26 protein-coding genes and 1 other annotated feature are annotated in these 23191 nt (G+C 40.0%); of the genes, 16 read left to right on the top strand and 10 right to left on the bottom strand.

The features are described 5' to 3' along the window. Positions 1-22 precede the first annotated feature (22 nt). The 3 genes from L3V42_RS00125 (at position 23) to L3V42_RS00115 (ending at position 3453) form a co-directional block, all read left to right on the top strand. Positions 23-1186 carry a DUF418 domain-containing protein gene (locus L3V42_RS00125; protein WP_238470960.1) on the top strand — a complete coding sequence of 388 codons (1164 nt, stop codon included), beginning with the start codon at positions 23-25 and terminating at the stop codon, positions 1184-1186. A gap of 224 nt (positions 1187-1410) precedes the next feature. After that, the gene (locus L3V42_RS00120) at positions 1411-1779 is read left to right on the top strand and encodes a YisL family protein (protein ID WP_235761195.1); all 369 of its coding nucleotides are present in this window, start codon (positions 1411-1413) and stop codon (positions 1777-1779) included. A 159-nt stretch (positions 1780-1938) separates the two neighbouring features. Then, entirely contained in the window at positions 1939-3453 is a 1515-nt protein-coding gene (locus L3V42_RS00115) for an alpha-amylase family glycosyl hydrolase (RefSeq protein ID WP_235761196.1), read from the top strand. Positions 3454-3505: 52 nt separating this feature from the next. On the opposite strand, the gene L3V42_RS00110 is transcribed toward L3V42_RS00115, so the two are convergent. Both L3V42_RS00110 and L3V42_RS00105 read right to left on the bottom strand, forming a co-directional pair. Then, the gene (locus L3V42_RS00110) at positions 3506-3880 is read right to left on the bottom strand and encodes a hypothetical protein (RefSeq protein WP_235761197.1); all 375 of its coding nucleotides are present in this window, start codon (positions 3878-3880) and stop codon (positions 3506-3508) included. A 27-nt stretch (positions 3881-3907) separates the two neighbouring features. After that, positions 3908-4774 carry a DegV family protein gene (locus L3V42_RS00105; RefSeq protein WP_235761198.1) on the bottom strand — a complete coding sequence of 289 codons (867 nt, stop codon included), beginning with the start codon at positions 4772-4774 and terminating at the stop codon, positions 3908-3910. Positions 4775-5066: 292 nt separating this feature from the next. Between L3V42_RS00105 and L3V42_RS00100 the strand changes: the two genes are divergently transcribed. Then, on the top strand, positions 5067-5909 hold the full coding sequence (locus L3V42_RS00100; RefSeq protein WP_238470959.1) for a YitT family protein: 843 nt from the start codon (positions 5067-5069) through the stop codon (positions 5907-5909). A 5-nt stretch (positions 5910-5914) separates the two neighbouring features. Beyond that, on the top strand, positions 5915-6328 hold the full coding sequence (locus L3V42_RS00095) for a membrane lipoprotein lipid attachment site-containing protein (protein ID WP_238470958.1): 414 nt from the start codon (positions 5915-5917) through the stop codon (positions 6326-6328). A gap of 47 nt (positions 6329-6375) precedes the next feature. On the opposite strand, the gene L3V42_RS00090 is transcribed toward L3V42_RS00095, so the two are convergent. From L3V42_RS00090 to L3V42_RS00080, 3 genes are all read right to left on the bottom strand, one after another. Continuing rightward, positions 6376-6639 (bottom strand): NifU N-terminal domain-containing protein, encoded by a 264-nt coding sequence (locus L3V42_RS00090; RefSeq protein WP_235761201.1) that lies wholly within the window; start codon positions 6637-6639, stop codon positions 6376-6378. A 129-nt stretch (positions 6640-6768) separates the two neighbouring features. Continuing rightward, positions 6769-6960, bottom strand: coding sequence for a DUF3813 family protein (locus L3V42_RS00085; RefSeq protein ID WP_235761202.1), 192 nt, complete (start codon positions 6958-6960; stop codon positions 6769-6771). Between the two features lie 242 nt (positions 6961-7202). Then, complete coding sequence (locus L3V42_RS00080) at positions 7203-8033, bottom strand: Cof-type HAD-IIB family hydrolase (protein ID WP_235761203.1); 831 nt, start codon at positions 8031-8033, stop codon at positions 7203-7205. A gap of 146 nt (positions 8034-8179) precedes the next feature. Between L3V42_RS00080 and L3V42_RS00075 the strand changes: the two genes are divergently transcribed. Beyond that, complete coding sequence (locus L3V42_RS00075) at positions 8180-8941, top strand: alpha/beta fold hydrolase (protein WP_238470957.1); 762 nt, start codon at positions 8180-8182, stop codon at positions 8939-8941. 84 nt (positions 8942-9025) lie between these two features. Further along, a complete protein-coding gene (locus tag L3V42_RS00070) occupies positions 9026-9337 on the top strand; it encodes a metal-sulfur cluster assembly factor (protein WP_235761205.1) in 312 nt (103 codons plus the stop codon). A 607-nt stretch (positions 9338-9944) separates the two neighbouring features. Here the strand turns inward: L3V42_RS00070 and L3V42_RS00065 are convergent. Continuing rightward, entirely contained in the window at positions 9945-10757 is an 813-nt protein-coding gene (locus L3V42_RS00065; RefSeq protein WP_438822743.1) for an undecaprenyl-diphosphate phosphatase, read from the bottom strand. Between the two features lie 113 nt (positions 10758-10870). On the opposite strand from L3V42_RS00065, the gene L3V42_RS00060 reads away from it, so the two are divergent. Then, positions 10871-11188 carry a hypothetical protein gene (locus tag L3V42_RS00060; RefSeq protein ID WP_235761431.1) on the top strand — a complete coding sequence of 106 codons (318 nt, stop codon included), beginning with the start codon at positions 10871-10873 and terminating at the stop codon, positions 11186-11188. 52 nt (positions 11189-11240) lie between these two features. Here the strand turns inward: L3V42_RS00060 and L3V42_RS00055 are convergent, their stop codons facing one another. Then, positions 11241-11417 (bottom strand): DUF2929 family protein, encoded by a 177-nt coding sequence (locus L3V42_RS00055; RefSeq protein ID WP_235761207.1) that lies wholly within the window; start codon positions 11415-11417, stop codon positions 11241-11243. 170 nt (positions 11418-11587) lie between these two features. Between L3V42_RS00055 and L3V42_RS00050 the strand changes: the two genes are divergently transcribed. Continuing rightward, the gene (locus L3V42_RS00050; RefSeq protein ID WP_238470956.1) at positions 11588-12208 is read left to right on the top strand and encodes a hypothetical protein; all 621 of its coding nucleotides are present in this window, start codon (positions 11588-11590) and stop codon (positions 12206-12208) included. Between the two features lie 2 nt (positions 12209-12210). Here the strand turns inward: L3V42_RS00050 and L3V42_RS18210 are convergent, their stop codons facing one another. Beyond that, entirely contained in the window at positions 12211-12336 is a 126-nt protein-coding gene (locus L3V42_RS18210) for a hypothetical protein (RefSeq protein ID WP_255770386.1), read from the bottom strand. A gap of 25 nt (positions 12337-12361) precedes the next feature. Between L3V42_RS18210 and L3V42_RS00045 the strand changes: the two genes are divergently transcribed. The 5 genes from L3V42_RS00045 (at position 12362) to L3V42_RS00025 (ending at position 16957) form a co-directional block, all read left to right on the top strand. Continuing rightward, on the top strand, positions 12362-13318 hold the full coding sequence (locus tag L3V42_RS00045; RefSeq protein ID WP_238470955.1) for a BMP family ABC transporter substrate-binding protein: 957 nt from the start codon (positions 12362-12364) through the stop codon (positions 13316-13318). Positions 13319-13479: 161 nt separating this feature from the next. Next, on the top strand, positions 13480-14418 hold the full coding sequence (locus tag L3V42_RS00040) for a beta-ketoacyl-ACP synthase III (protein WP_238470954.1): 939 nt from the start codon (positions 13480-13482) through the stop codon (positions 14416-14418). A gap of 23 nt (positions 14419-14441) precedes the next feature. Beyond that, positions 14442-15683, top strand: coding sequence for a beta-ketoacyl-ACP synthase II (gene fabF / locus L3V42_RS00035; RefSeq protein ID WP_235761211.1), 1242 nt, complete (start codon positions 14442-14444; stop codon positions 15681-15683). Positions 15684-15908: 225 nt separating this feature from the next. Then, the gene (locus tag L3V42_RS00030) at positions 15909-16115 is read left to right on the top strand and encodes a YuzI family membrane protein (protein ID WP_238470953.1); all 207 of its coding nucleotides are present in this window, start codon (positions 15909-15911) and stop codon (positions 16113-16115) included. Positions 16116-16198: 83 nt separating this feature from the next. Continuing rightward, positions 16199-16957: a DUF3603 family protein gene (locus L3V42_RS00025; RefSeq protein ID WP_238470952.1), complete on the top strand. Its 759-nt coding sequence runs from the start codon at positions 16199-16201 to the stop codon at positions 16955-16957. 43 nt (positions 16958-17000) lie between these two features. On the opposite strand, the gene trpS is transcribed toward L3V42_RS00025, so the two are convergent. Together trpS and L3V42_RS00015 are read right to left on the bottom strand one after the other, a co-directional pair. After that, the gene (gene trpS, locus L3V42_RS00020) at positions 17001-17990 is read right to left on the bottom strand and encodes a tryptophan--tRNA ligase (protein ID WP_235761214.1); all 990 of its coding nucleotides are present in this window, start codon (positions 17988-17990) and stop codon (positions 17001-17003) included. 51 nt (positions 17991-18041) lie between these two features. Further along, positions 18042-18219, bottom strand: a binding site (T-box leader). Positions 18220-18782: 563 nt separating this feature from the next. Continuing rightward, on the bottom strand, positions 18783-19691 hold the full coding sequence (locus L3V42_RS00015) for a nuclease-related domain-containing protein (protein ID WP_238470951.1): 909 nt from the start codon (positions 19689-19691) through the stop codon (positions 18783-18785). Between the two features lie 1176 nt (positions 19692-20867). On the opposite strand from L3V42_RS00015, the gene L3V42_RS00010 reads away from it, so the two are divergent. Both L3V42_RS00010 and L3V42_RS00005 read left to right on the top strand, forming a co-directional pair. Further along, positions 20868-21698, top strand: a complete 831-nt coding sequence (locus L3V42_RS00010) for an MBL fold metallo-hydrolase (protein WP_238470950.1) — start codon at positions 20868-20870, stop codon at positions 21696-21698. 124 nt (positions 21699-21822) lie between these two features. Beyond that, complete coding sequence (locus L3V42_RS00005; protein ID WP_235761217.1) at positions 21823-23040, top strand: putative glycoside hydrolase; 1218 nt, start codon at positions 21823-21825, stop codon at positions 23038-23040. Positions 23041-23191: the final 151 nt, after the last annotated feature.

Here is a 23191-nt window from a genome sequence, read left to right as displayed (position 1 = left end):
TGGGACAGGGTGGTACGTGACTATGCGGCTTGCACCGACAAAGGAACAGAATCGGATTGAACATATTGATATAATGAGGGGCTTTGCTATTTTTGGTATTTTCATGGTGAATATCGGCGCTTTTTCCGCCCCTTATTTTATGCATGGTGGCTGGGAAGCCGTTTGGGATACACCACTTGAGCGATTCATTCAAGCGTTTATCGATATTTTCTTCCAAGGCAGCTTTTACACGCTATTTTCGATATTATTCGGCTTCAGTTGGCAGTTAATGAAAGCACGACTGCAAGTGAAAGGAATGGCTACTACACCATTTTTATTTCAGCGACAGCTCGGTTTAATCGGTTTTGGACTCATTCATGCCTTTCTCATTTGGCACGGAGATATTTTACTATCTTACGGATTGATTGGACTTTTCCTTCTTTTATTTATCGAGGTAAAGGAGCGTACGTTACTAGTTTGGGCTGCTGTTCTTTTATTTGGTAGTGTTGCTTTTATTACACCAGGATTATATGCAGTGCGTGATCTTTTAAACAACTCGGATAGTGCAGCAATTAATCAAGCGATAGATAATTATTCGAGTAACGAGCTTTTGCTTATTTGGAAACAAAACTTTCAAGACTGGGCGCTGGCTAATTCGAGTGTTGGCTTCATTTTTCTTATCATGACGCTTCTGCCTTTGTTTTTGCTAGGCATGTATTTAGCGAGAAAGCGAGTATTCCATGAACCGGAAATCGATCAGCCCATACTGAAGTGGCTTTTAATCATTTCCTTCTTATTGAGCCTAATTTTGAAAGCTGGCCCATATCTTATAGGAAACCCTTTATGGTTTACGTATGTGCAGGATAATCTTGGAGGAACGGCATCTGCATTATTTTATATGACAATGATTACACTGCTTGCTCAAACAGCATTAGGAGGGAAACTGATTCGGCCGCTCCGTTATGTCGGGAGAACAGCTTTGAGTAATTATATATTCCAATCGCTCATTAGTTTCATCTTATTTTATGGCATTGGTTTTGGCTTGTATGGTTCTGTAGCACCCTCCGTTTCAGTATTCATTGTCGTCGTTATCTTTTCCTTGCAGGTGCTAGCAAGCAAATGGTGGTTGTCCCGTTACCGATTCGGACCATTAGAATGGGTATGGCGCAGTTTGAATTATAAAGAAATCCAGAGATTACGAAAGTAGAAGGGGAAGAAGCCAATTCAGCAAAATGGGAACACGGTTCACATCAGCCTGTGGAGAAGAAAGCAATAACGAATAGAGAAGAATTTGAATAAAAGTGTCCATTTTGTTAACAAATTGTAAGAGAGATCAATCTACCTTGCTTCTAAAATGAATTCTCTCGCAGAACATGGTATGATGAGGATTGACGAAAACTGAACAAATAGATTGTAGGAGGTAATGATACGATGCTTCATATGCATGTCACGTCTTGGATACTCGGACTGATTTTATTACTAGTTGCTTTATTCCTTTACAAACAAGGGAATGCAAAAGGCGGCAAAATCGTTCATATGATTTTACGCTTATTCTATCTCATCATTATTTTCACTGGTGGGTATTTATTATTCGATGTTTATCTGGCAAACTTTTCAATGCCAATGGGGGTAGAGGCAATCACAAAAGGCCTTGCTGGAATCTGGCTCATTGCAGCGATGGAAATGGTACTTGTTAAAACAAACAAAGGCAAACCAGTTACTGGCTGGTGGGTACAGCTTGTCATCGCACTGATCCTAGTTCTTATCCTAGGATACATCCGTTTACCATTATCATTCTAATTGTATAAAATGAGTTCGTGGCTGGGACTTCGTCTTGAAGTCCCGGCCCTATTTATTATTGAAGTTTTTTTAACAATTATTGAATAGCGATTGACTAAAATTTATTTTCCTTAATAATAGAACAAGATAGAAGTAATTGAAATGGTGGGGGATAAGATAATGAAAAGAAAACTAGTCATCAGTATAGCAATCCTATTTTCGTTATTCATATACGTGTTGCCGGTTGCAGCGGAAGAAAGACAAATAGAAGATGAAATCATGTATGAAATCATGGTAGATCGTTATAGCAATGGGGACTTTAACAATGATGCTGAAGTCGATGTCGATGATCCCACTGCTTATCAGGGCGGTGACTTTAGAGGAATAATCGACCAATTAGACAATCTCGCACAAATCGGGATGACGACGATTGTCCTGTCACCTATTATGGCGAATATGGAAGACGGCTTTCACGGATATTGGGTAGAAGATTTTACCGAAATCGATCCGCAATTCGGTACGTTTGAGGAATTGGACGAGCTACTGGATGAAGCTCATGAGCGGGATATAAAGATTGTGCTCGAACTTGTTACGAATTATTTACCAGAGGATCATTCCATAGCACTTGATCCTGAACGTGCGGATTGGATTTTACCGGAAGAGGTGACTGGACCGGATTGGACGGAGCGTGTTGTGCAACTCAATCAAAACAACCCGGATGTACAGGATTATTTAATCGATGCAGCTTCGTTCTGGCTTGATGAAACGGAAATCGATGGTCTGAGCCTGCATGCGGTCGATCAGTCGTCAATTGACTTTCTAAACCGACTGACAACAGAATTGAAAGAAAGTCATCCAGATAAATATTTACTCGGAGATGTACTTGACGAAGAAGCTGATATCGCAGAGATTATGGCAAGTACTTCACTGGATGCGATTGATAACTATCAGGTAGGAAAAATGATTTCTGATATTTTCAGTTTGCCGGACCAATCTCCAGTAGAAATCTATGAAGTATTGGAAGAGATGGACGATTTTCAGAGCATCCTTCTCATTGATGATAAGTATTCGAAACGATTCTCTCAGAAATTCTCCGAAAACGGCAGAAATACCGTAACAGCCTGGAAGCTTGCATTAACATATATGTACACAACACCAGGAACACCACTGATTTTACAAGGTACAGAAGTAGGCATGTATGGAGAGACGGCGGAAGATTCGCAGCGGATCGTCCCGCTTAACAGGGGCGATCAGGATTTGACAGAGTTCCATGAACGAATTTCGTCCTTAAGAACTGAATTCCCTTCATTAAGGCGCGGCGACTTTGAATTGGTTGACGAAAGTGATTCCTATGCAGTGTTTAAACGGACTTATGAAGGAGAAACGATGTATATCGGCATCAACAATGGCAGTAAATCAAGCTATATTGATGTTACGGATGTCGGACCAGATATGTTATTCCGTGGTTATATAGAAGATAATCTTGCCCGCCAGAATCCAGAAGATAATTATCGAATTGGAATTCCAAGAGAATCTGTAGAGGTCTATCAATTAATGGATGATGTAGGTTTAAACTGGACGCTCATTATCATGGTTGCGACGATCTTGTTTGGTTTTGTTTTCGTTGTTATCTATTTATCGAAGAAACAGAAAGAACGAGAAAGAGCAGAAGCAAATCAAGGGCTTCGAAAGTGATAAGAAGGAAGAAACGCTTGGAGAACTTTCCGAGCGTTTCAGTGTTTTTCCATTATTTCCTCTTCCCCTCGAACAGGTCGCTGCTGACAGTAAAGCTCATGAGGATAACTCCGATTCCCAATAGAATTGCAGCGATAAGCAATCCTTCCCCGTAGAAAGGAAGCGTAAAAAATCCTGTCCATTGGACGAAGGCTTGTAGGAATAAATAAAGTTCATTCACCATAAATCCAGCAAAGAAGATGCCAAAACCGGTGGAATACAACCGATTCGCCTGAATAATTCCTTGCATTTGGTATTGTAAAAGAATAAAGATACTAATGAAACCAAGCAAGGTAAGATGCAGATAACCGATAATGACACTTCTCGTTGAATTGACGAGTTCTGCTAGTCCAGAGTGAACCAGGCCAAGTTTCAGCGTACTTTTCATGAACAGTAAACCAAAGGTAGCAAGTAGTTATATATTCGGTTGATTGGAAAAGAATAAGGCGAGGGTTCCTGGACCGGAATGGGCACCAATAACAGCACCGACCATTTCAATTACAATGTTTTCTTTTGGTACATCGAATTTTTCTTGAATGAGGGAAGCTAGCTGTTCCGCCCTTTCTAGATCGTCTCCATGGCTAATTCCAATTGTCTGGTTACGGAAATCTTTCCCGCGTTCTTCCATTAATTCAATCATGCGTCCTAAGACTTTTTTCGAACCACGGAGCTTCTCAAGGGGAATCAGTTTCCCATCTTCCACATTTAAAATTGGCTTTATTTTTAATAAGCTGCCGACGAAGGCAGAAGTCTTACTGACACGCCCGCCACGATATAAGTATTCCAAATCATCAACAGTGAAAATATGTTCCATATGATTTGCTTGATGTTCGGCAGCTTCGATGATTTCTGCAAAAGCAGCACCATCTTTAGCCATTTTTGCTATATGAAGGACAACAAGCCCGTAACCAAGTGAAGCACATTTGGAGTCGATAACATGAATGGGTGCATCTGGGTATTCTGTTTTTATCTGATCTTCCATAATTTTTGCACTTTGGTATGTTCCGGATAATTCAGAGGAAAATGATACATAAACAAGCGGCTCATTCTTCTCTGCTGAGGCAGTGAACACTTTTTTGAAAGCCTCTGGAGCAGGCTGGGAAGTCTTCGGGGCTTTGCCGTTCCGCATCTTATCATAGATGGTTTTCGGATCGATTTCTTTTACATCAGCATAATCCTTGTTATCTAAATGAACATTTAAAGGTACCATTTCAATGCCATATTCGATATAATAGTCTTTTGATAAATCACAAGCAGAATCAGCTATAATTTTTACATTCATTTTATCACTTCCAATCTACAATTTGCTTGCCTTCTTCTAGTTTAAAGCGAGAAGGTCATTTAGTCAAAAAGTATTTGAAAAGTTATGAATTTGTTCTGGTGTAACCGTCCGTAAAACTCCCAACTCAAAATTTTAGGGTCTCCAAGAAAGTTTAGGTGGGAGATAACGAGCGGTTTCACCTAGGGTTCGTTCGTTCAACTAACAATCAGTGGGGGATGAAGAAAAACCTTCACTGATTGAAGTTTCACTTTATCAAGCGATTGTTCAAACTATTAAAGCAGGAGGAACGCTCATGTTTATGATGGAAGCTAAACGAATTATCACCGTAATTATTGGTGCATTTCTATTAGCAGTATCACTTAACTTTTTCCTAATCACGGCCAATGTCTATGCAAGTGGCTTTGCTGGTGCAGCTCAGCTGTTGTCAAGCGTCTTTCAGGATTTCCTTGGTATGAATATTGGAACAGGGATATTCCTCTTACTCTTGAATATACCGGTATTCATCTTAGGCTGGTTTAAAGTTGGAAAAGGATTTACAATTTATAGTGGGATATCCGTCGTCTTTTCGACAATATTTCTGGAGTTCATGCCGATTATTGCACTATCAAATGATATTATGCTGAATGCAGTGTTTGGTGGCGTAATTGCAGGAGCTGGTATTGGAATTTCCTTAAAGATCGGTGCTTCGACCGGAGGAATGGATATTATTGCAATGTTGTTATCACGTATGAATGATAAACCGGTTGGCACGTATTTAATGGCACTAAACGGAATTATCATTCTGCTTGCCGGTGTCCTTTATTCCGCGGAAAATGCTTTGTACACGCTGATTGCGCTTTATGCGACGACAAAGATAATCGACATGATTCATACTCGCCACGTGAAATTGACAGCGATGATTATTACGCAAAAGCCGGAAGAAATGCAGCAGGCAATCCATAATCGGTTTATCAGAGGGATTACATTTCTCCCTGCTCAAGGTGCTTATTCAAAAATAGAGAAGAAGATGGTTTATCTTGTTTTGAACCGATATGAATTATATGATGTTGAAAAAATCATTAAAGAAGTCGACCCGGAAGCATTTACGAATGTTGTAGAAACGACCGCAGTCTATGGATATTTCAGAAAGGATTAGGTAGTATGAAGAAAATTTTATTTGCAGCTGTATTCCTATTGATCCTTGTTGGATGTGGGAATGATAGTGAATCAAACGAGGAAGCAAATACACCGGATAACACAGAGGAAACACATACAGTTGTTTTTCGGAATTTGGACTTGCAGACAGAAGCTAATACTTATATTTTAGCTGGAGAGGTACGAGCTGAGGATGGGCAATTCTATTATCAGCTGGAACAAGGTGAAGAGGAATTGCACCCTGAAACGGTTTACGAATTAGAGGGGGAACCAGGAGTTTGGGAAGATATTGAAATTAGCGGGGAAATCCCGGCATCTGCTTTTGATAGCGAAGAAGCGCCGATTTTGACCCTATACAGTAAATCACCAGAAGGACAAGCACTCCACCCGAATTTTATTCCGATTGATATTGCGGAATAAAAAATAAAGGGAACTTCATAAGTTGAGAAGTTCCCTTTATCTATGTATTAATAGCCGTGTTTTTCTATCATTTCAATGACGTGCGGGGATAGTTGTTCCCATTCTACATCAAAATGCTTATTGACCGTAATAAAGTTTTGATACCCAAAAACATTATCTACACCTTCAATGGTCATTAATTCATTTAGAATATCATATTCACTCGTATCTCCAGGCATCAGCGAATAACTTTTAGTACCTTCAAAAATCATTTTATCCGATGTGAATTTCATCGCGTTTGGGTTTGGAGTACCCTCCATACGAATTGCCATCTCACTCACTCCTCTTTTGTTCATACTTACCCATATAGTAGCAGATATAGAGGAAATTATAAAGCAGAATAGATTAGCGGGTAATGCGATTCACCGCTGATCCACCCGCTAATCATATTATATTTTAAATTACAGCTGCTGGTTATTCGTTAATTGCTGTTCCAGTTGTTCCAATTCTTTTTGTTCTTGTGGAGTTGCTTCCTCATATGCGGCCTGAATCGCATGCTGTACTGCTTCCTTGTCTGCTTCCGTCACATCCTGCCCCATATTCATCATATCCATTATACGTTGTCTAGCTTGCTGGAATCGTGATTGCTCCATTTAAAACCCTCCTCTTGTATGTTGATCTGCTTCTGCTTTTTTGCGTACTTTATCTGTGAAATTTACCTGATATGCTTGTTGTTTCCGTTTATCTTTTTTACCGGGCTGCCAATCCTTTGAATTTCTCAGCTTTCATAACTCCTTTCTATTTTCACTTTTGGCAAATTAAAAAGGGGGGAACGTTTTTCACGCTCTCCTCCCTTAGTATGAACCTTTCTATTTTCACTATACACACGCAAGCTTTAACTAGGTGTGTTCACTTTTAATTTTAAATACTCTTCCAAAAATGAACCGATGCCATCTTCTTCATTGGTTGCAGTGACATGCTTTGCGATTGACTTCAGTTCATCGATGGCATTCCCCATCGCCACCCCGACACCAGCATAATCGATCATTTCCAGATCATTGTCTTCGTCCCCGAATGCGATAATCCGGTCTTCTGGTATATCAAAGTAATGAGCGATCTTATGAAGTCCGACTGCTTTATTCATTCCTTTTTTAATGATTTCAATGACGTTCCACGGGGCACCCCATTTACGGTGCTCGATCACTTCCGCGTGGTAGTTGTCGAGATGGCTCCTCAATTGCTGTACCTGTTCCTCTTCCGGATAAACGAGGATGGAGGTTGGATCTTCCTCAAGCTTTTGCTTTAAGTTACCAATCACAAATGGGGCTTCGTCCTCAATTTCATCAAAGAAACCGATCAGTTTGCTGTCGAAGGAGTCGATATACACATCATCCAGCACTTCAGCTAAAATATTGTTAACACGTAAATCATAGCAAGCATCAATGATCTTATGTGCTGTTCGGATCGGCATCGGCGTATGTAACGCATCCCAGTTCCTGTTTTGAGGATGGTGGATAAGGGCCCCGTTAAAGTTGACCATTGGCGTATCCAAGCCAAGTTCATGATAATAATTAATACTTGCCCGATGTGGCCTTCCAGTCGAGATAACTAATATATGTCCTTCTTCTTTCGCCCTAAAAAGCACTTGCTTTGTCCGTTCACTAATTATCTTATCGTCTGTTAATAATGTCCCGTCTAAATCGAGTGCAATCATATGTTTTTTCATAAGTTTTCATTCACCTCATCTTGTAACCTAGTCTATAAGAGATAAGTCCCCAAGTAAAGTAAATTTAACTTAACAACAATAATTTTCAGGTTTTAGACTGGCAGACTGATTGGAATATCGGTAACATAGGGGTGAGGTGAAAAGCAATGATTGGAATAGTGAAAGAAAAAGTAGGAAATATACCGAGTTTAATCGTAGCAGAAAGCGAAGATAAGGATAAAGCATTACCGACTGTGATTTTTTTCCATGGCTTTACAAGCGCAAAAGAGCACAATCTTCCGATAGCTTTTTTGCTTGCTGAAAAAGGTTACCGTGTCATACTTCCCGATAGTGAATTTCATGGGGAAAGGGAGTTGGAAACATCTGAACGGAAACGGCAAATCTCATTCTGGGATATTGTTCTCAGAAATGTACACGAACTTGGAGAAATTAAAGAAGCACTCGATGCGGATAGTTTAATTCTGGACGATAGAATCGGTGTAGCAGGAACAAGTATGGGAGGAATAACGACTTCAGCGGCATTAACCCAATATGATTGGATCAAGTCAGCAGTTATCTTGATGGGCTCCCCGCGCATCACGACATTTGCGAAAACACTTGTAGAAAGCTTTAAAAAAGGGGGAGACCTTCCAGTGACGGATGAACAGATTGAAGTCTTGTACGATCAACTGGAAACGTGTGATTTATCACTTCAACCGGAAAAGCTAAACGGACGGCCACTTTTGTTCTGGCACGGCGGGCAGGATGCTGTCGTTCCATTTGATCATTCGTTTACGTTTTATGATGAAGTGAAAGAGCAGTATGAGAACGTAGAGCATATCAAGTTTATCAAAGAGGCAAATGCCGGACATAAAGTAAGCAGGCATGCTATCCTTGAGTTGGTAAAATGGTTCCATACGTATTTGTAACAATATATACAGATTCAAATACTTAATATTTTACTGAAATTATGGTTTAATAAAGGGAAGAAGGGAAAAAAGGAGGTTCGTAAAATGGATGAAGCGACAAAAGAGTATCTGATGGGCGCACTGGAAAACGTGATTGACCCCGAATTAGGTATAGATATCGTTAATCTCGGTTTAGTATATGACGTTGATCTTGATGAAGAAGGCTTATGTACGGTTACGATGACACTCACAACGATGGGCTGTCCGCTTGCTGGACACATCGAGCAAGACATCAAATTTGCTTTAGCCGATCTGCCGGAAGTAAAAGAAACAAAAACAAATATCGTTTGGGATCCGCCATGGGGCAAAGACAAAATGTCCCGCTACGCAAAAATAGCGCTAGGCATCCCGGATTGATATCAAAAGCGAAAGCGCCTGGTTAGCGACGTATGGGCTGAGCCGTAGGAGATAAAGGAAACACAGCGACCAAAGGGAGCTGATGTTGACTTTCACCGCAAGGGTATAAGAGCGACCAGGCCTTATGTCTTAGCCAATCGGCAAATCTTCTTTATCGTACGGAGGTGAAGGAAGTCTACTAGTCGCTGGGCGCTGGAGCTGGACGTGGCTATACAGCAAACATTTAATAAACATATAATTTCTAAGAAGTTCTCTAATCTTCGAACAAATAGAAAGCAGCTACCATGACGGAGCTGCTTTTTATAATGCTATTTTATGTGTGAAGAGTCCAATATATACTGCGATGGGATAACTTTTATTTTAGATAACTATCTATACCAGTTCAGTTGCCCGGCGGACGGTGACTCCTACGGGAAAAGCACGTGTCCGAAGACCCCGCAGGAAGTGCCCTTCTTCCGAGGAGGCTGAGGCCGTGCCCGTGGAAAGCATCCGTCCGCCGGGCAACTGAACGGTGACTAGAGTTCTGATAAAATAAATGAGCAAATCACTTACGCTGAATGAAAGTAATTATTAGACTGTACTTTGCAGTTACGAAGTGAAACACAGGTTATAAGAAAAAGATTACGAGCAGTCCAACGACGACACAGTAATAAGAGAAATATTTTAGGTTACCATGCGCCATAACGTTCATAAACCATTTCAATGCAAAATAAGTCGCAACAAACGAAGTAATAAAGGCGATCACATTCGGAATAAGCAATGCTTGGAATTCCGGGCTTGCAACAAGCGTCGGAACTTCTAGAATGGTTGTCCCTAAACTGACCGGAATATAAAGTAAGAATGCAAAACGCAGTGCCGTATCTTGTCTCATCCCAACAAGCATGGCTGAGACAATACTTGCACCTGAACGACTGATTCCAGGTGTGACAGCGATAGCTTGAGCTAGTCCGACGATAACAGCATCTTTCGTCGTCAGATCGCCTTCCAGTCTTCTTCCGCGTAAGTTACGGATGAACCAGATCGCCACTGCTGTGATTAATAAAGTAACCCCGACAACATTTGTTCCACTTAACACATTTCCAAGATAATCGCCAAACAATACACCAACAATCCCAACTGGAATTGTTGCAATCACGAGATAAACAACAAACATAAAGTCGCTTCTTGCCGATTTATCCTTTTTGAATAAGAAAAGGATTGTATTTTTAATCAGGCGAATGATATCTTCTTTGTAAATTAGTAAAACAGCAAGTAAAGAAGCGAAGTTTACGAAAATTTCAAAGGAAAGTCCTCTCGCCTCAATTCCAAATAACTCTCTGAAGATAATTAAATGCCCGCTTGACGAAATCGGGATTGGTTCGGTAACACCTTGAACAAGTCCAAGAATAAAATACTGAATAATTGTAATTAAATCTTGCATGAAATCCATTATATTCTCCCCTTTAATTCATCGAATCCATCCTCAAGCAGACAAGTTCCTTTTTTTAGCTAGGTGAATAGTCTAGTGGATGAGGAGGGTTGATTAACGTGACGATGAAAAATGATTCTAAAAAAATGTATGAACAATGTAAAAAACATATGCATTCTTATGTGCTTATTGAAACGATAGAAGGGGCGCGTATCGATGGAATCATTACCGGTTTAGATGATGAATATGTATATATGGCAGTCCCCATCGATGCACAAACCCAAATGACAAATGTTTCCCGAGACGTGGAGCATGATTACCGGCAATTTGGACCGTATGGCTGGTATGGCCCAGGATTTGGATATGGTCCCCCAAGACGATTCCGGAGAGTAGTTCTCCCGCTCGCAGCCCTTGCAGCGCTCAGTTTGCTCGCATGGTATTAAGACAAATAACAAACCCTTGCCACTTTCCTTGGCGGCAAGGGTTTGTTATTTGTTAATTTTTCTTTACTTTCAATATGACGTCGCCCATCAGGAATGTGACAATCATAAAGATAACTGCTAGAATGACGGCTTCAGAAATTACGAATGGTTCACCAGCCATACTCGTAAGCACGTATGTAACTGCCGCACTAATAAGCAGTGACCAAATAATCGTGAAGATGTATCGCATGTTCAGCACCCCACATTTCAAAATCATATGTAAAAAATTAAATGCTACATAAATAATATCCTCATATAGTTTAACAAAGAACGAAAAAAAATAAAAGCTTTAATTTTGACATATACTAATGAAAAGGAAAAATGCCGGTATATATCTTTTAAAAGGGGGATTTTAGCACAATGGAAGTTCTTGTTCATCCTGTTTCTCATTGGATCGGCTACCATATTGCTGAACGGCTTTTGCATGAAGGATACGAGGTAAAAGGGATAAAAGAGGAAGGTGACAATAATCATCTTATAGATTTCTTCCAGCGAAACAGTAATTTCGAATTAATGACAACGAGCAATCAAAGAAAATACCAGCTTGCAATTTTTGTGGAAGATATTCCTGAAATGGATGAAAATCGGTTTGAACGAATGCTCCAAATTAATGGTGAGCGTTCATCTGTTAAGAACGCAACCTACATTGATGCGCCCTATTTATTTGGTGAATGGATGCCTATGACAGAAGAAGGAATATATGTTGGAGAAAATTATATCGGTTTTTCCTCACCAGCATTTCTTGAAAAAGGAGTTTATATTACAGATTTTCTCAGCCAATTGCTCCAGTGGCTAAAAGATATGCCGGCATATCAGGAAATTCGGGTGGAATCTGTAAGAAATCAAAGTTTAAAAGGGAAAAAACTTGAAAAAATCTTCTCAGTAGAAGAAAATATTCCTATAAAGGAAAATATAAATCAAGTACTTGCACATTTTCGTAAGTTTCAGGCTCTTTATCCCGCTGTGAATAAAAAGACCTGAAATTAATCAATATAATGAATTTCATAATACGTATTTAATGCTTCACCATCACCATATGTAGTTGAGTTGGTTCGTTCCCAACTACATATGGTGATGGAAAAGCCGACTTTGGTAATTATGAAATTCATTCAATAGATGAACAGGAGGGGCAGTATGAAAAAGCAATTGACTTTTATCGTTCTATTCATGATTATAATACTGCCTGGCTGTAGTTATTTTTCAGATCACAATAATTTGCTGAATGCAGGCATGTTGTTCGAATCGGAAATTGAAGGCAATGCCTGGAATGAAAAAGGCTATGATGGCTTGCTTGCAATTGAGAAGGAATTTAATACGAATGTCTTCTACAAGGAAAATGTTCAAAAGGAAAATGATATTATCCAGGCAGTTGATGAATTTGTAAATGAAGGCGTCAACCTGATTATCGGACACGGAAATAGTTACGGACATCACTTTGTCGATTTGACGAAGACGTATCCTGAGGTTCATTTCATCTATATGAATGGGGATTTGTATAACCCTAAGGTGACAAGCTTGAACTTTGATTCCAATGCGATGGGTTTCTTTGGTGGCATGGTTGCCGGGGAGATGTCAAAGAGCGATGAAATTGGTGTAATCGCGGTCTTTAGTTGGCAACCAGAACTGGAAGGCTTTTATGAAGGTGTAAAATATCAGAATCCGGATGCTGAGATTCATATTGATTTTGTGAATGATTGGGATGACCTGGAGCAAGCAATGATCATCTATGATGAGTTTCTGAAGGCAGGAACCGATGTAGTTGTCCCTGTCGGCAATGCGTATAGCCAGGCGGTGATTCAAGCAGCTGCAGCTGACGATGTATACACACTTGGATACGTAGCCGACCAGCAGAAAATAGCGCCGGAACATGTGTTGACAAGTATGATTCAGGATATTGAAGCAGTTTATGTGAATGCAGCGGAAGATTTTAATGATGAGGTGTTAATGGGCGGTATCCGTTCCTATGATTTTCATGATGATTTCATTACATTAGGAACATTCAACGAGAAGATAGACGGCAATTTTGAGAGAGAAATTACAGAAGCAATAGAAGAATATAAAGAAACTAATTTACTTCCTTTTGAGAAATAAGGATGATGTTTAAACCTTCCTCTTGTCAGGAGGGTTTTTTTGTTTTAAAATTAGTACCAAGTCATAATGTTTACTCGTATAGATTGCTTCTAGCTGAAGTGATGTGAAATAGATAGTTGATAATAGTTAAACCTCGTATAAAGTATGAAGGAGATGTTAAAATGAACGTAGGTATCTTGGGAACTGGCCATTATGTACCAACAAAGGTCATGACGAATAAAGACATGGAAAAAATTGTAGACACAACAGATGAATGGATCCGCACTCGTACTGGAATTGAGGAAAGAAGATTTGCAGAAGATGGGATTGATACATCCGATATGTCTTACTATGCTGCAAAAGAGGCGCTTAAAGAGGCGAATATTTCTCCAGAAGAAATTGATTTGATCCTTGTTGCAACGGTGACACCGGATACACCATTTCCATCGGTAGCTTGTACGATTCAAGACCGGCTCGGTGCAACAAATGCCGCCGCGTTGGATATCGGGGCTGCTTGTGCCGGGTTCGTCTATGGACTTGTCACAGCCACTCAGTTTGTCAAAGCAGGAGCATATAAACATGTGCTCGTTGTCGGGGCGGATAAGCTTTCAAAAATCATTGACTGGGAAGATCGCTCAACTTGTGTTCTTTTAGGTGATGGTGCAGGTGCGGTTGTCGTCGGTGAAGTTGGAGAAGGGAAAGGAGTCCTCTCCTTTGAATTAGGTTCGAAAGGTTCTGGCGGGAAAGATTTATTGCAAAATAAAGAAGGATTTATGGAAATGAACGGCCGGGAAGTATTTAAATTCGCTGTCCGGCAAATGCCAGAGTCAACGGTAAATGTGGTAGAAAAAATCGCTCTTGCGAAAGAAGATGTCGATTATCTCGTTCCACATCAGGCGAATATACGGATCATGGACGCTGCAAGAGAACGTCTCGGTATTTCTTCAGATAAAATGGCGAAAACAATCACGAAATATGGAAATAATTCTTCCGCGTCCATTCCTATGGCATTATCAGAATCCGTAAAGAATGGTAATATTAAAGATAATGATTTAATCGTATTAGTCGGATTTGGCGGTGGATTGGCGTGGGGAGCTGCGGCAATTCGCTGGGGAGTCTGACCAGATTAGAAAGGAGCAGAACGATGGGTGAAAGAAGAGTAGTAGTAACCGGCCTCGGTGCCGTGACACCAGTCGGTAATGATGTAGCAACAATGTGGGAAAGTATTATTAACGGGAAATCCGGAATTGATATCGCAACACGAATTGATGTAGATGAGTATCCAGCTAAAGTTGCAGCAGAAGTGAAGGATTTTGCACCGGAAGAATTTATGGAGAAAAAAGAGATCCGTCGTATGGACCCATTCACGCAATATGCGGTGGCAGCTGCAAAAATGGCTGTAGAGGATGCAAAGCTTGTTATTGACGATAGTAATGCTCACCGGGTAGGTGTCTGGATTGGTTCGGGTATTGGTGGAATGAAAACATGGGAAGATCAGCATCTGAAGTTGATTGAAAAAGGGCCGCGCCGGGTTAGTCCATTCTTTGTCCCAATGATGATTCCAGATATGGCAGCAGGCCAAGTGTCCATCCAATTAGGTGCAAAAGGAATTAACTCTTGTACGGTAACTGCTTGTGCTTCTGGTGCGAGTTCAATTGGAGATGCGTATCATGCGGTCAAGCGTGGTGACGTTGACTATATTATCGCAGGTGGAACGGAAGCACCGATTTCCAATATGGCATTTGCCGGATTTTCTTCTGCGAAAGCTTTATCAACGAATCCGGATCCGAAAACTGCGAGCCGTCCATTTGATAAAAACCGTGATGGTTTTGTCATGGGAGAAGGTGCTGGAATTTTAATTCTAGAAACATTGGAATCCGCCCTTGAGCGTGGTGCAACCATTTACGGAGAAATTATCGGTTACGGTGCAACAGGAGATGCTTACCATATCACTGCACCTGCAGAAAATGGAGAAGGAGCAGCCCGTGCAATGCAAATGGCGATGGATGCTGCTGGAATTTCACCGAATGACGTCGATTATATTAATGCACATGGAACGAGTACAGACTTAAACGATAAATACGAAACGACTGCAATCAAGGCAGTATTTGGTGACCATGCATACAAGCTTACTGTCTCTTCGACAAAATCAATGACAGGACACCTGCTTGGAGCTGCAGGTGGGGTTGAGTCTGTTATTTCATTAAAAGCAATTCAGGAAGGTATTGTACCACCAACAACCAACTATGAAACACCAGATGAAGAGTGTGATCTCGATTATGTGCCTAATGAAGCGAGAAAGCAAGATGTAAACATCGTTGTAAGTAACTCGCTCGGTTTTGGCGGGCATAATGTGTCACTTGTATTTAAAAAATACGAAGCCTAATAGATAGAGAAGCTGATCCTTTAGCGGTCGGCTTCTTTTTGTTTTGTGTATTATAAAATAAAGATGCTGTTTTTAACTCAAGTTACTGGTACTAGCCACACGTCGGCTCTATGCCCGGCGACTAGCAGATCTTTTGATGGGACGAGCAAGCATGAAAAACACAGGACAAGCATACGATGTAAAAAGAAACGGGACAATTGAACGGTCTATGTGGGTGGTGTTTTCATGTTTTATATATTTTGGTTTTTAATCGGTTTTGGATTAACGGTCACTGGGGGAGTGACAATAATTAGTTATATGAATTTACTTCCTGCTGGTGTATCCTGGCTCGAGTTTTTTAATTTTATAATGTTTCGGATTGAATGTTATTTTTTCCCCCTTGGCATCGTCATCATGCTCTTTGTTCTGTATCGTTACCCGAATAAATTCTGAACCGTTACAAGCGGAAGAGAATAAATTCATTCTTTATTGGTCATAATGATTCTAGATTAATTTTCCAAAGAGGTGAGGGTGAAATGCTATATTTACATGATGTTTGGGTAAATTGGTTTGAAAGTGAAGAGAATGGTTATCAAGTTGCCCGTTACCATGAGTGGAGGAAGGAAGATAAGATCGAATTATTGGACCAGACACCTTTGTTATACATAAAGCGTGATTTATTTGAGTATATTGAAAATGATTTGCAAGAGATTCCTGAGAGCTTATTAGATACAATTTATAAGCGTTCTTACAATCGGAAAGGTCAGAACCGAAAAGCGATTGATTATGCTTGTGTCCTTACAAATGGAGTGGAGATACTTGCGTTTGATACAATCGGTTATACGATACCTGTCCGAAAAAGCCGGCTTATACCAAGGCAGGAACAGCTCGTCTACGATATGATCAAATCTGCGAAACCCCAGAATTATGGCTTTAAAAAGAGAAATTACAAAAAAGAATATCATATTTTATCCATGCCGCCTGAACAAGTATTTGGTTTAACGAGGCGGGAAAGAGAGATTAAGCATATTCTCATGATAGCCCTGGATCAATTGAAAAATTCCGGTAATCAAGAGGAACTGCGATACTGGTTGACCGAATGGGACCCGAAACTTTATCCGACAGTGAAGTTTTTGAATGCAGATGCAGTGTGGGAGCGGCTCTACTCCGGTATTAAGGAAGGATTCAATAAAAATCATGAAGAGTTCTGTGAAAAAATCGTCCGCGGCCAGCCATTTTTAGAAAAACTGTGGGACTTGGAAAAAGAACATGCCCAAGACACATCCAAGTCATAATAAAAATACCGATTCATCGCTTAAGTGAATCGGTATTTTTATTTTATTTTTTCACGCGTCCTAAGCCCATTGCTTTTTTCGCTTTGGCGACGGTTTTATTGGCAATTACGGATGCACTATCTGCTCCGCCATCTAGAATGGTGTCAAGTTCTGGAGAGTCAACTAATTCCTTGTATCTTTCTTGGATTGGCTCGAGCAAACTGACTACAGCATCTGCAACACCCTGTTTGAAGTCTCCATAACCTTTCCCTTCGTATTTCTTCTCTAACGTTTCAATTGATTCACCTGTACAACTCGAATAGATTGTTAACAGATTGGAAACACCAGGTTTATTCTCTTTATCATATTTTACAATTCCTTCTGAGTCTGTCACCGCACTCTTAATTTTCTTGACAATTTGTTTCGGCTCGTCAAGCATGGAAATGAATCCCTTTTGATTTTCATCGGATTTACTCATTTTCTTTGTCGGTTCCTGCAGCGACATGATACGTGCACCGACTTCCGGTATACGAATCTCCGGTATCGTGAAGATATCATTAAAACGATTATTAAATCGCTGTGCAAGGTCCCGCGTCAATTCCATATGCTGTTTCTGATCATCTCCAACAGGTACAAGATTTGCCTGATAGAGCAGAATATCTGCAGCCATTAGCGCAGGGTAGGTAAGCAGTGCGGAGGATACCGCTTCTTTACCAGTTGATTTATCTTTATACTGGGTCATTCTTTCGAGCTCACCGACATAACTGATCGATTGCAGCATCCAGCCGAGCTGTGTGTGCGCTGGGACTTCAGACTGGATAAAAAGTGTTGCTTTCTCGGGATCAAGTCCAGAAGCCAAATACAGCGCTGCAAGCGAGCGAATGTTTTTCCTTAATTCCAAACGGTCTTGCGGAACGGTAATGGCATGCTCATCCACAATACAGAAGTAACATTGATATTCTTCTTGAAGCTCCACGAACTGGCGAATTGCGCCTAAATAATTCCCAAGTGTCAACGTTCCACTCGGCTGAATTCCTGAAAAAATCGTTTGCATACGAAACACTCCTTTAATTTGTCCATAAAAAAAGCCCATTCGAATCCCTTTGGAAGGGACGAATGAACCGCGGTGCCACCCTTATTATCCTGCTATTTGCAGGATCGCTTTAAAATTACTCAAAAGCTCCGAAGCCCAATTCCAATCTGCCTTGGTGCTTGTTTCCACCAACCACAAGCTCTCTATTAACCAGCAGGCAATTGTACTATATCTTCTTCAACGCTCGAATATTTATTCTCAATTCATTATATAGATTTTGGGGAGAAAATGCAAGGGAGAGGTAGAGGAGAAAGGTGTTGGTGGGTGTTTTTCAAGATCCTATTGGACAGATCAGCTTAGCGTGTTGCTGAATTTGTCTGATAGGGAGGCTCTATTGGACACAATCCCGAGCAAGTTGCTGAATTTGTCTGATAGGGAGGCTCTATTGGACACAATCCCGAGCAAGTTGCTGAATTTGTCTGATAGGGAGGCTCTATTGGACATAATCCCGAGCAGGTTGCTGAATTTGTCTCATAGGAAGGCTCTATTGGACATAATCCCGAGCAGGTTGCTGAATTTGTCTCATAGGAAGGCTCTATTGGACACAATCCTGAGCAAGTTGCTGAATTTGTCTGATAGGGAGGCTCTATTGGACACAATCCCATGCATACAACTTAATTTGTCTTATAGAAGCTTTCTATGAGACAATATATAACAGCGTACGATTAAAATTGTCTCATAGAGAACTTTTGTACAGCAGATTATTCAATTTGTTTTCAATCAATCGGAAATAAATCGTCTATTCCGTAAATTCTACTCATAATATGTCCATCTATGTTCCCCGACCTTTTTAAAATGGGTATTCAACATCCGACTTATCGTTTTCTTTGATTTAATTCCTTTGCACCAATCGTAAACAAGGTTCGTCGTTATTTTTTTATCTGGAAATAAAATTTGAAGCTCTCGTATAGCATTTAAAATAGCATTCGTAATCGTTTCCTTATGGTGACAATGCTTACATATATACAAGCTTTTCTCGATAACAATTGAAAAGGAGTAGCATTCTGAACAAACAATTCCCTTTTGGAGTTGTTCGAATTCAAAGTGAGGTAACTGACTAAAAGGTGTGTCGACTTGATGTAACTCCATTAATTTATTAGCGATTTTCATATCTCTGTCTGTTACTTTATAATTCTTGGCTTTTAAATTATTAACATACCATTCGATTTGGGTAGGGAAAATAATTGGTTTATCAAGAGGTGCTCCGTAAAGGGTGAAATTGGGGTTGATGAAAACAACTGAGGCATGAGTTGGGGGATTGAAACCGTTCTTCAACAGTAATTGACGAAATAAGGATTCGCATCTACTTAACTGATGGAGCGGGTTAACAACTTCAAAGTTGGGTTTCTTGAAAAATTTATCCGATTGGTAATAATAATCGCCCTCATGATTTTTTACTTCATATAAATAAGTCTTCCCTTGCGCAATAATTAAAGAATCAATTTGAAAGGTAGTATTGTTCACTTGAAGCAATAAATCATTTAAAATCAGACAATCAGATTGCAGCAGTTCCTCCATATAACGATCAAAAAGCTTTTCACCCTCATATCCTTTTTCCAAGTTCAAATAGAGTTGCTTTTCTTGACTTGTTAAATTCTTTCGTTTTGATAATAACTCAAGGGTCGTTAATTCTTGCGACTTGGTCCGGGGTTGATATAGCATGATCCGCATCCTTTCTTTTAAATTATAAAATAATTAATAAAAACTACCATCTTTATTCCAATCATTATAGCACATTTACCTTTATAGAATCATGAAGAGGGCGGATATGTACTTTAAAATATAAAAGGTGTTTGATTACTGACAATTTTGTTGGCAAGGAATGCTTAAGCTGAAGCACTTCATAAAATCAGCGACGGCTACAAGAACTTTATCATTAAAGTATCAATGACAGTAGAGGGACTGGGGGCCACTCATTATTTATTTAACAGAGCTGTCAAAACGGGCGTAACGCTAATATTCATCGTGTCAACATTAAATAAAACCGATGTTAAAAATGCTTTTATAGCGCAGTAAAAGGATAAGGTACTATGAATCACAGGGACAATTAATGAAAAATGATTGTCCACCTTTTATTGCTAACAAATAACTCTTTCATAAAAGCAACCAAAGAAACTGCTGGTACTTTCATTTAGCGTAAGTATTTTGCTCATTCACTAGCATTGGAGTACTAACCACAGCACAGTTGCCCGGAGGACGTGCATCATACGATGGAATTCTTCTATCAGACAGTTTTAGAGTATCAGCCAATCTTATGTCTAATAGAGTGGTTCTATGGGACATCCTTACCGTTTATATCCGGATTTTGTCTAATATAGTAGTTCTCTGAGACAGTTTTGGAGCTCCTTCGTCAGATATTGTCTAGTACAGCCGTTCTCTGAGACAGTTTTGGAGCTCCCTCGTCAGATATTGTCTAGTACAGCCGTTCTCTGAGACAGTTTCGCAGCACCCTCGTCGGATATTGTCTAGTACAGCCGTTCTCTGAGACAGTTTTGGAGCTCCCTCGTCAGATATTGTCTAGTACAGCCGTTCTCTGAGACAGTTTTAGAGCTCCCTCGTCGGATATTGTCTAGTACAACAGTTCTCTGAGACAGTTTCGCAGCACCCCCGCCAGATATTGTCTAATAGAGCAGCACTATGAGACAGTTGCACTTTTTCAGACGACTTATTGTCTTATAACAAATTTCAATGAGGCAATTTTAATGTTTTAAATTCGATTATGAGGAATGGAGTAACGCTGCCAAGTTATAATCGCCATGATAACCCAGTCATCATGAATGAATAATCATTCAATATATGGTAAGTTGAAATAAATAAAAAAATAAAGGGGCGGTTTATTTGATCATCCGAACAGACATAAATGAAGGTTCTGCCAGTGGCGTCGGGTTTATCGAAGGAATGGTAGCTCTTGGAAAAATAAAATTAAATGTTTATAGTTTCGCAATAGATGGTATTTTAATTGATACGGGGTCACCAAGATTGCTGCATGATTTTCAGCCGTTTTTTAAAAGGTCGAATGCTGAGAAAGTGCTTCTAACTCATTCCCATGAAGACCATGTCGGAGGTGCTGCTTATTTGCAGAAAAAGTATAATCTTCCTGTGTTTATGGATGAATTAGGTGCGAGAAAGTGTGCGAAAAAAGCAGATTATCCTTTATACCGGAAAATTTTCTGGGGGAGAAGGGAACCATTTCTCGCAGAACCAATTGGGAGAACATTCGCCTCACGGACTGCAACTTGGGAGGTAATCGGTACATCGGGTCATACAAAAGACCATCTTTCCTTCTTGAACAAAGAAACTGGGCAGTTATTCTCAGGGGATTTATTTGTTACTCCATCGACAAAATTGATACTAGCAGATGAGAATGTGCCGGTGATTATTGATTCAATTAAACGTGTACTAAAGCTAAACTTTGAGGAAATCTTTTGTTGTCACGCAGGATATGTCAAGCAGGGACAAAAGATGCTTAGTAAAAAGTTGCAGTATTTAGAGGAATTAGAAGAAAAAATTTTGGAGATGAATAAGCGAGGCTGCCATGAGAAAGAAATCCAAAAAGAATTATTTAAGAAAAAATATCCGATTACATACTTATCACGTGGGGAGTGGGATTCCATTCACATTATTCGTTCTGTTTTGAAGGATTCATCCAAAGCGGCTCTATCACAATAAGGAGAGGAGCGGGTATGACAAGACTCGACAACTTTTTCAATTTAAGTGTTTTTTACCATTCAATTATACAAGTTTTTCCTATATACTAGGGTGAGAGATTAGCAGATTAGGAGATTGATAGGTAATGGGGAACGTACAGAATTGGCTTAAACTATTAACAGGAATTATCCTGATAGGGATTATTTTACCAAATGAGGTGTATGCGGAGACAGAAGAATCCGTATCGATCAGCAAGCATGCCGAGAGAGCGACGAGTATTGAACTATATGATGTTGAAAAGCGGATGAAGCGATTTGCTTTTGACTCTGCATATCACTTTGAATATCCGGATGCAGTGCGAGGCATTTATGTGACAGGTAACTCGGCTGGCGGCAGCAAATTTGAGGACCTTCTTAATCTGGTCGAAACGACTGATTTAAATGCGATGGTTATTGATATTAAAGAAGACCATGGCAACTTAACATTTAAACCTGACGAAGATTCTCCTTATGCAGATATTGCACAGAATTATATTTCTGATCCAGAAGAAATGATGAAGGTTTTGGAAGAAAAGGGAATCTATCCGATTGCAAGAATTGTCGTATTTAAAGATTCCGTCCTTGCTAAAGAGCGTCCGGAGCTTTCATTTACGGAAAATGGCGAAGTATGGGTCAATAATCGCGGTGAAGCCTTTGTAAATCCATTTGAAAAAGAAGTTTGGGAATATAATGTGGAGATTGCAAAACTCGCTGTGGAACTCGGATTCCAAGAAATTCAATTTGACTATGTCCGTTTCCCGGAAGGCTTTGAAAATAAGGATGAAAGCTTATCGTATACGTACGGGGATTATGCGGATCTTGATATGAACAATATTAAGAAGCGTGTTGAAGCCGTTACTGACTTTGTAGCTTATGCGAGGGAAGAATTATCTACATACGGAGTGGACGTGTCCGTTGATATATTCGGTTATGCAGCGACACTGGAGGAAACTCCTGGAATTGGACAAAATTTCTCTAGGATCTCAGATAATGTCGATGTCATTTCATCTATGATTTATCCGAGTCATTGGACAAGTTATTTCGGAATTGAAAAGCCGGATACAGAACCGTATCGACTTGTGACCGAGTATGCTAAAACGGAAAATGAAGTACTTGGTGCACTTGACAATCCACCGGTATCCAGACCATGGCTTCAAGACTTCGAAGCACCTTGGCTGTACAGCGGACCAACAAAACAATATGGGAAAGCCGAAGTAGAGGCACAGATCAAGGCGCTCTATGAAAACGGCATTAACGAATTTCTGCTTTGGAATGCGAGCAACGTCTATACTGAAAATGTTGACTACTTAATAGGAAAAGAATAGAAATCTGGGACACGGCAATGAGAGGAGGCCACTGAAAAAGTCTCCTTAGAACAGCTAACAAAAATGATTTGTTAGCTGTTCTATTTTATAATCAAAGTAATAACGATGAAAGTAGCGGGTGATTACATGTTACAAAAGCAAGAGAGTCTTT

Origin of the sequence: Oceanobacillus alkalisoli (genome assembly GCF_022213125.1) — a bacterium.
Lineage (GTDB): Bacteria > Bacillota > Bacilli > Bacillales > Amphibacillaceae > Oceanobacillus > Oceanobacillus alkalisoli.
The sequence above is the reverse complement of the archived record's forward strand: the minus strand, read 5'-3'. Positions and strand labels throughout refer to the sequence as shown.

What these genes read in the sequence shown, in the direction of transcription:
- L3V42_RS00125 (WP_238470960.1), top strand. Translation starts at nt 23, where the DNA reads ATGCGGCTTGCACCGACAAAGGAACAGAATCGGATTGAACATATTGAT.
- L3V42_RS00120 (WP_235761195.1), top strand. Translation starts at nt 1,411, where the DNA reads ATGCTTCATATGCATGTCACGTCTTGGATACTCGGACTGATTTTATTA.
- L3V42_RS00115 (WP_235761196.1), top strand. Translation starts at nt 1,939, where the DNA reads ATGAAAAGAAAACTAGTCATCAGTATAGCAATCCTATTTTCGTTATTC.
- L3V42_RS00110 (WP_235761197.1), bottom strand. Translation starts at nt 3,880, where the DNA reads ATGAAAAGTACGCTGAAACTTGGCCTGGTTCACTCTGGACTAGCAGAA.
- L3V42_RS00105 (WP_235761198.1), bottom strand. Translation starts at nt 4,774, where the DNA reads ATGAATGTAAAAATTATAGCTGATTCTGCTTGTGATTTATCAAAAGAC.
- L3V42_RS00100 (WP_238470959.1), top strand. Translation starts at nt 5,067, where the DNA reads ATGTTTATGATGGAAGCTAAACGAATTATCACCGTAATTATTGGTGCA.
- L3V42_RS00095 (WP_238470958.1), top strand. Translation starts at nt 5,915, where the DNA reads ATGAAGAAAATTTTATTTGCAGCTGTATTCCTATTGATCCTTGTTGGA.
- L3V42_RS00090 (WP_235761201.1), bottom strand. Translation starts at nt 6,639, where the DNA reads ATGGCAATTCGTATGGAGGGTACTCCAAACCCAAACGCGATGAAATTC.
- L3V42_RS00085 (WP_235761202.1), bottom strand. Translation starts at nt 6,960, where the DNA reads ATGGAGCAATCACGATTCCAGCAAGCTAGACAACGTATAATGGATATG.
- L3V42_RS00080 (WP_235761203.1), bottom strand. Translation starts at nt 8,033, where the DNA reads ATGAAAAAACATATGATTGCACTCGATTTAGACGGGACATTATTAACA.
- L3V42_RS00075 (WP_238470957.1), top strand. Translation starts at nt 8,180, where the DNA reads ATGATTGGAATAGTGAAAGAAAAAGTAGGAAATATACCGAGTTTAATC.
- L3V42_RS00070 (WP_235761205.1), top strand. Translation starts at nt 9,026, where the DNA reads ATGGATGAAGCGACAAAAGAGTATCTGATGGGCGCACTGGAAAACGTG.
- L3V42_RS00065 (WP_438822743.1), bottom strand. Translation starts at nt 10,757, where the DNA reads ATGCAAGATTTAATTACAATTATTCAGTATTTTATTCTTGGACTTGTT.
- L3V42_RS00060 (WP_235761431.1), top strand. Translation starts at nt 10,871, where the DNA reads ATGAAAAATGATTCTAAAAAAATGTATGAACAATGTAAAAAACATATG.
- L3V42_RS00055 (WP_235761207.1), bottom strand. Translation starts at nt 11,417, where the DNA reads ATGCGATACATCTTCACGATTATTTGGTCACTGCTTATTAGTGCGGCA.
- L3V42_RS00050 (WP_238470956.1), top strand. Translation starts at nt 11,588, where the DNA reads ATGGAAGTTCTTGTTCATCCTGTTTCTCATTGGATCGGCTACCATATT.
- L3V42_RS18210 (WP_255770386.1), bottom strand. Translation starts at nt 12,336, where the DNA reads ATGAATTTCATAATTACCAAAGTCGGCTTTTCCATCACCATATGTAGT.
- L3V42_RS00045 (WP_238470955.1), top strand. Translation starts at nt 12,362, where the DNA reads ATGAAAAAGCAATTGACTTTTATCGTTCTATTCATGATTATAATACTG.
- L3V42_RS00040 (WP_238470954.1), top strand. Translation starts at nt 13,480, where the DNA reads ATGAACGTAGGTATCTTGGGAACTGGCCATTATGTACCAACAAAGGTC.
- fabF (WP_235761211.1), top strand. Translation starts at nt 14,442, where the DNA reads ATGGGTGAAAGAAGAGTAGTAGTAACCGGCCTCGGTGCCGTGACACCA.
- L3V42_RS00030 (WP_238470953.1), top strand. Translation starts at nt 15,909, where the DNA reads ATGTTTTATATATTTTGGTTTTTAATCGGTTTTGGATTAACGGTCACT.
- L3V42_RS00025 (WP_238470952.1), top strand. Translation starts at nt 16,199, where the DNA reads ATGCTATATTTACATGATGTTTGGGTAAATTGGTTTGAAAGTGAAGAG.
- trpS (WP_235761214.1), bottom strand. Translation starts at nt 17,990, where the DNA reads ATGCAAACGATTTTTTCAGGAATTCAGCCGAGTGGAACGTTGACACTT.
- L3V42_RS00015 (WP_238470951.1), bottom strand. Translation starts at nt 19,691, where the DNA reads ATGCTATATCAACCCCGGACCAAGTCGCAAGAATTAACGACCCTTGAG.
- L3V42_RS00005 (WP_235761217.1), top strand. Translation starts at nt 21,823, where the DNA reads ATGGGGAACGTACAGAATTGGCTTAAACTATTAACAGGAATTATCCTG.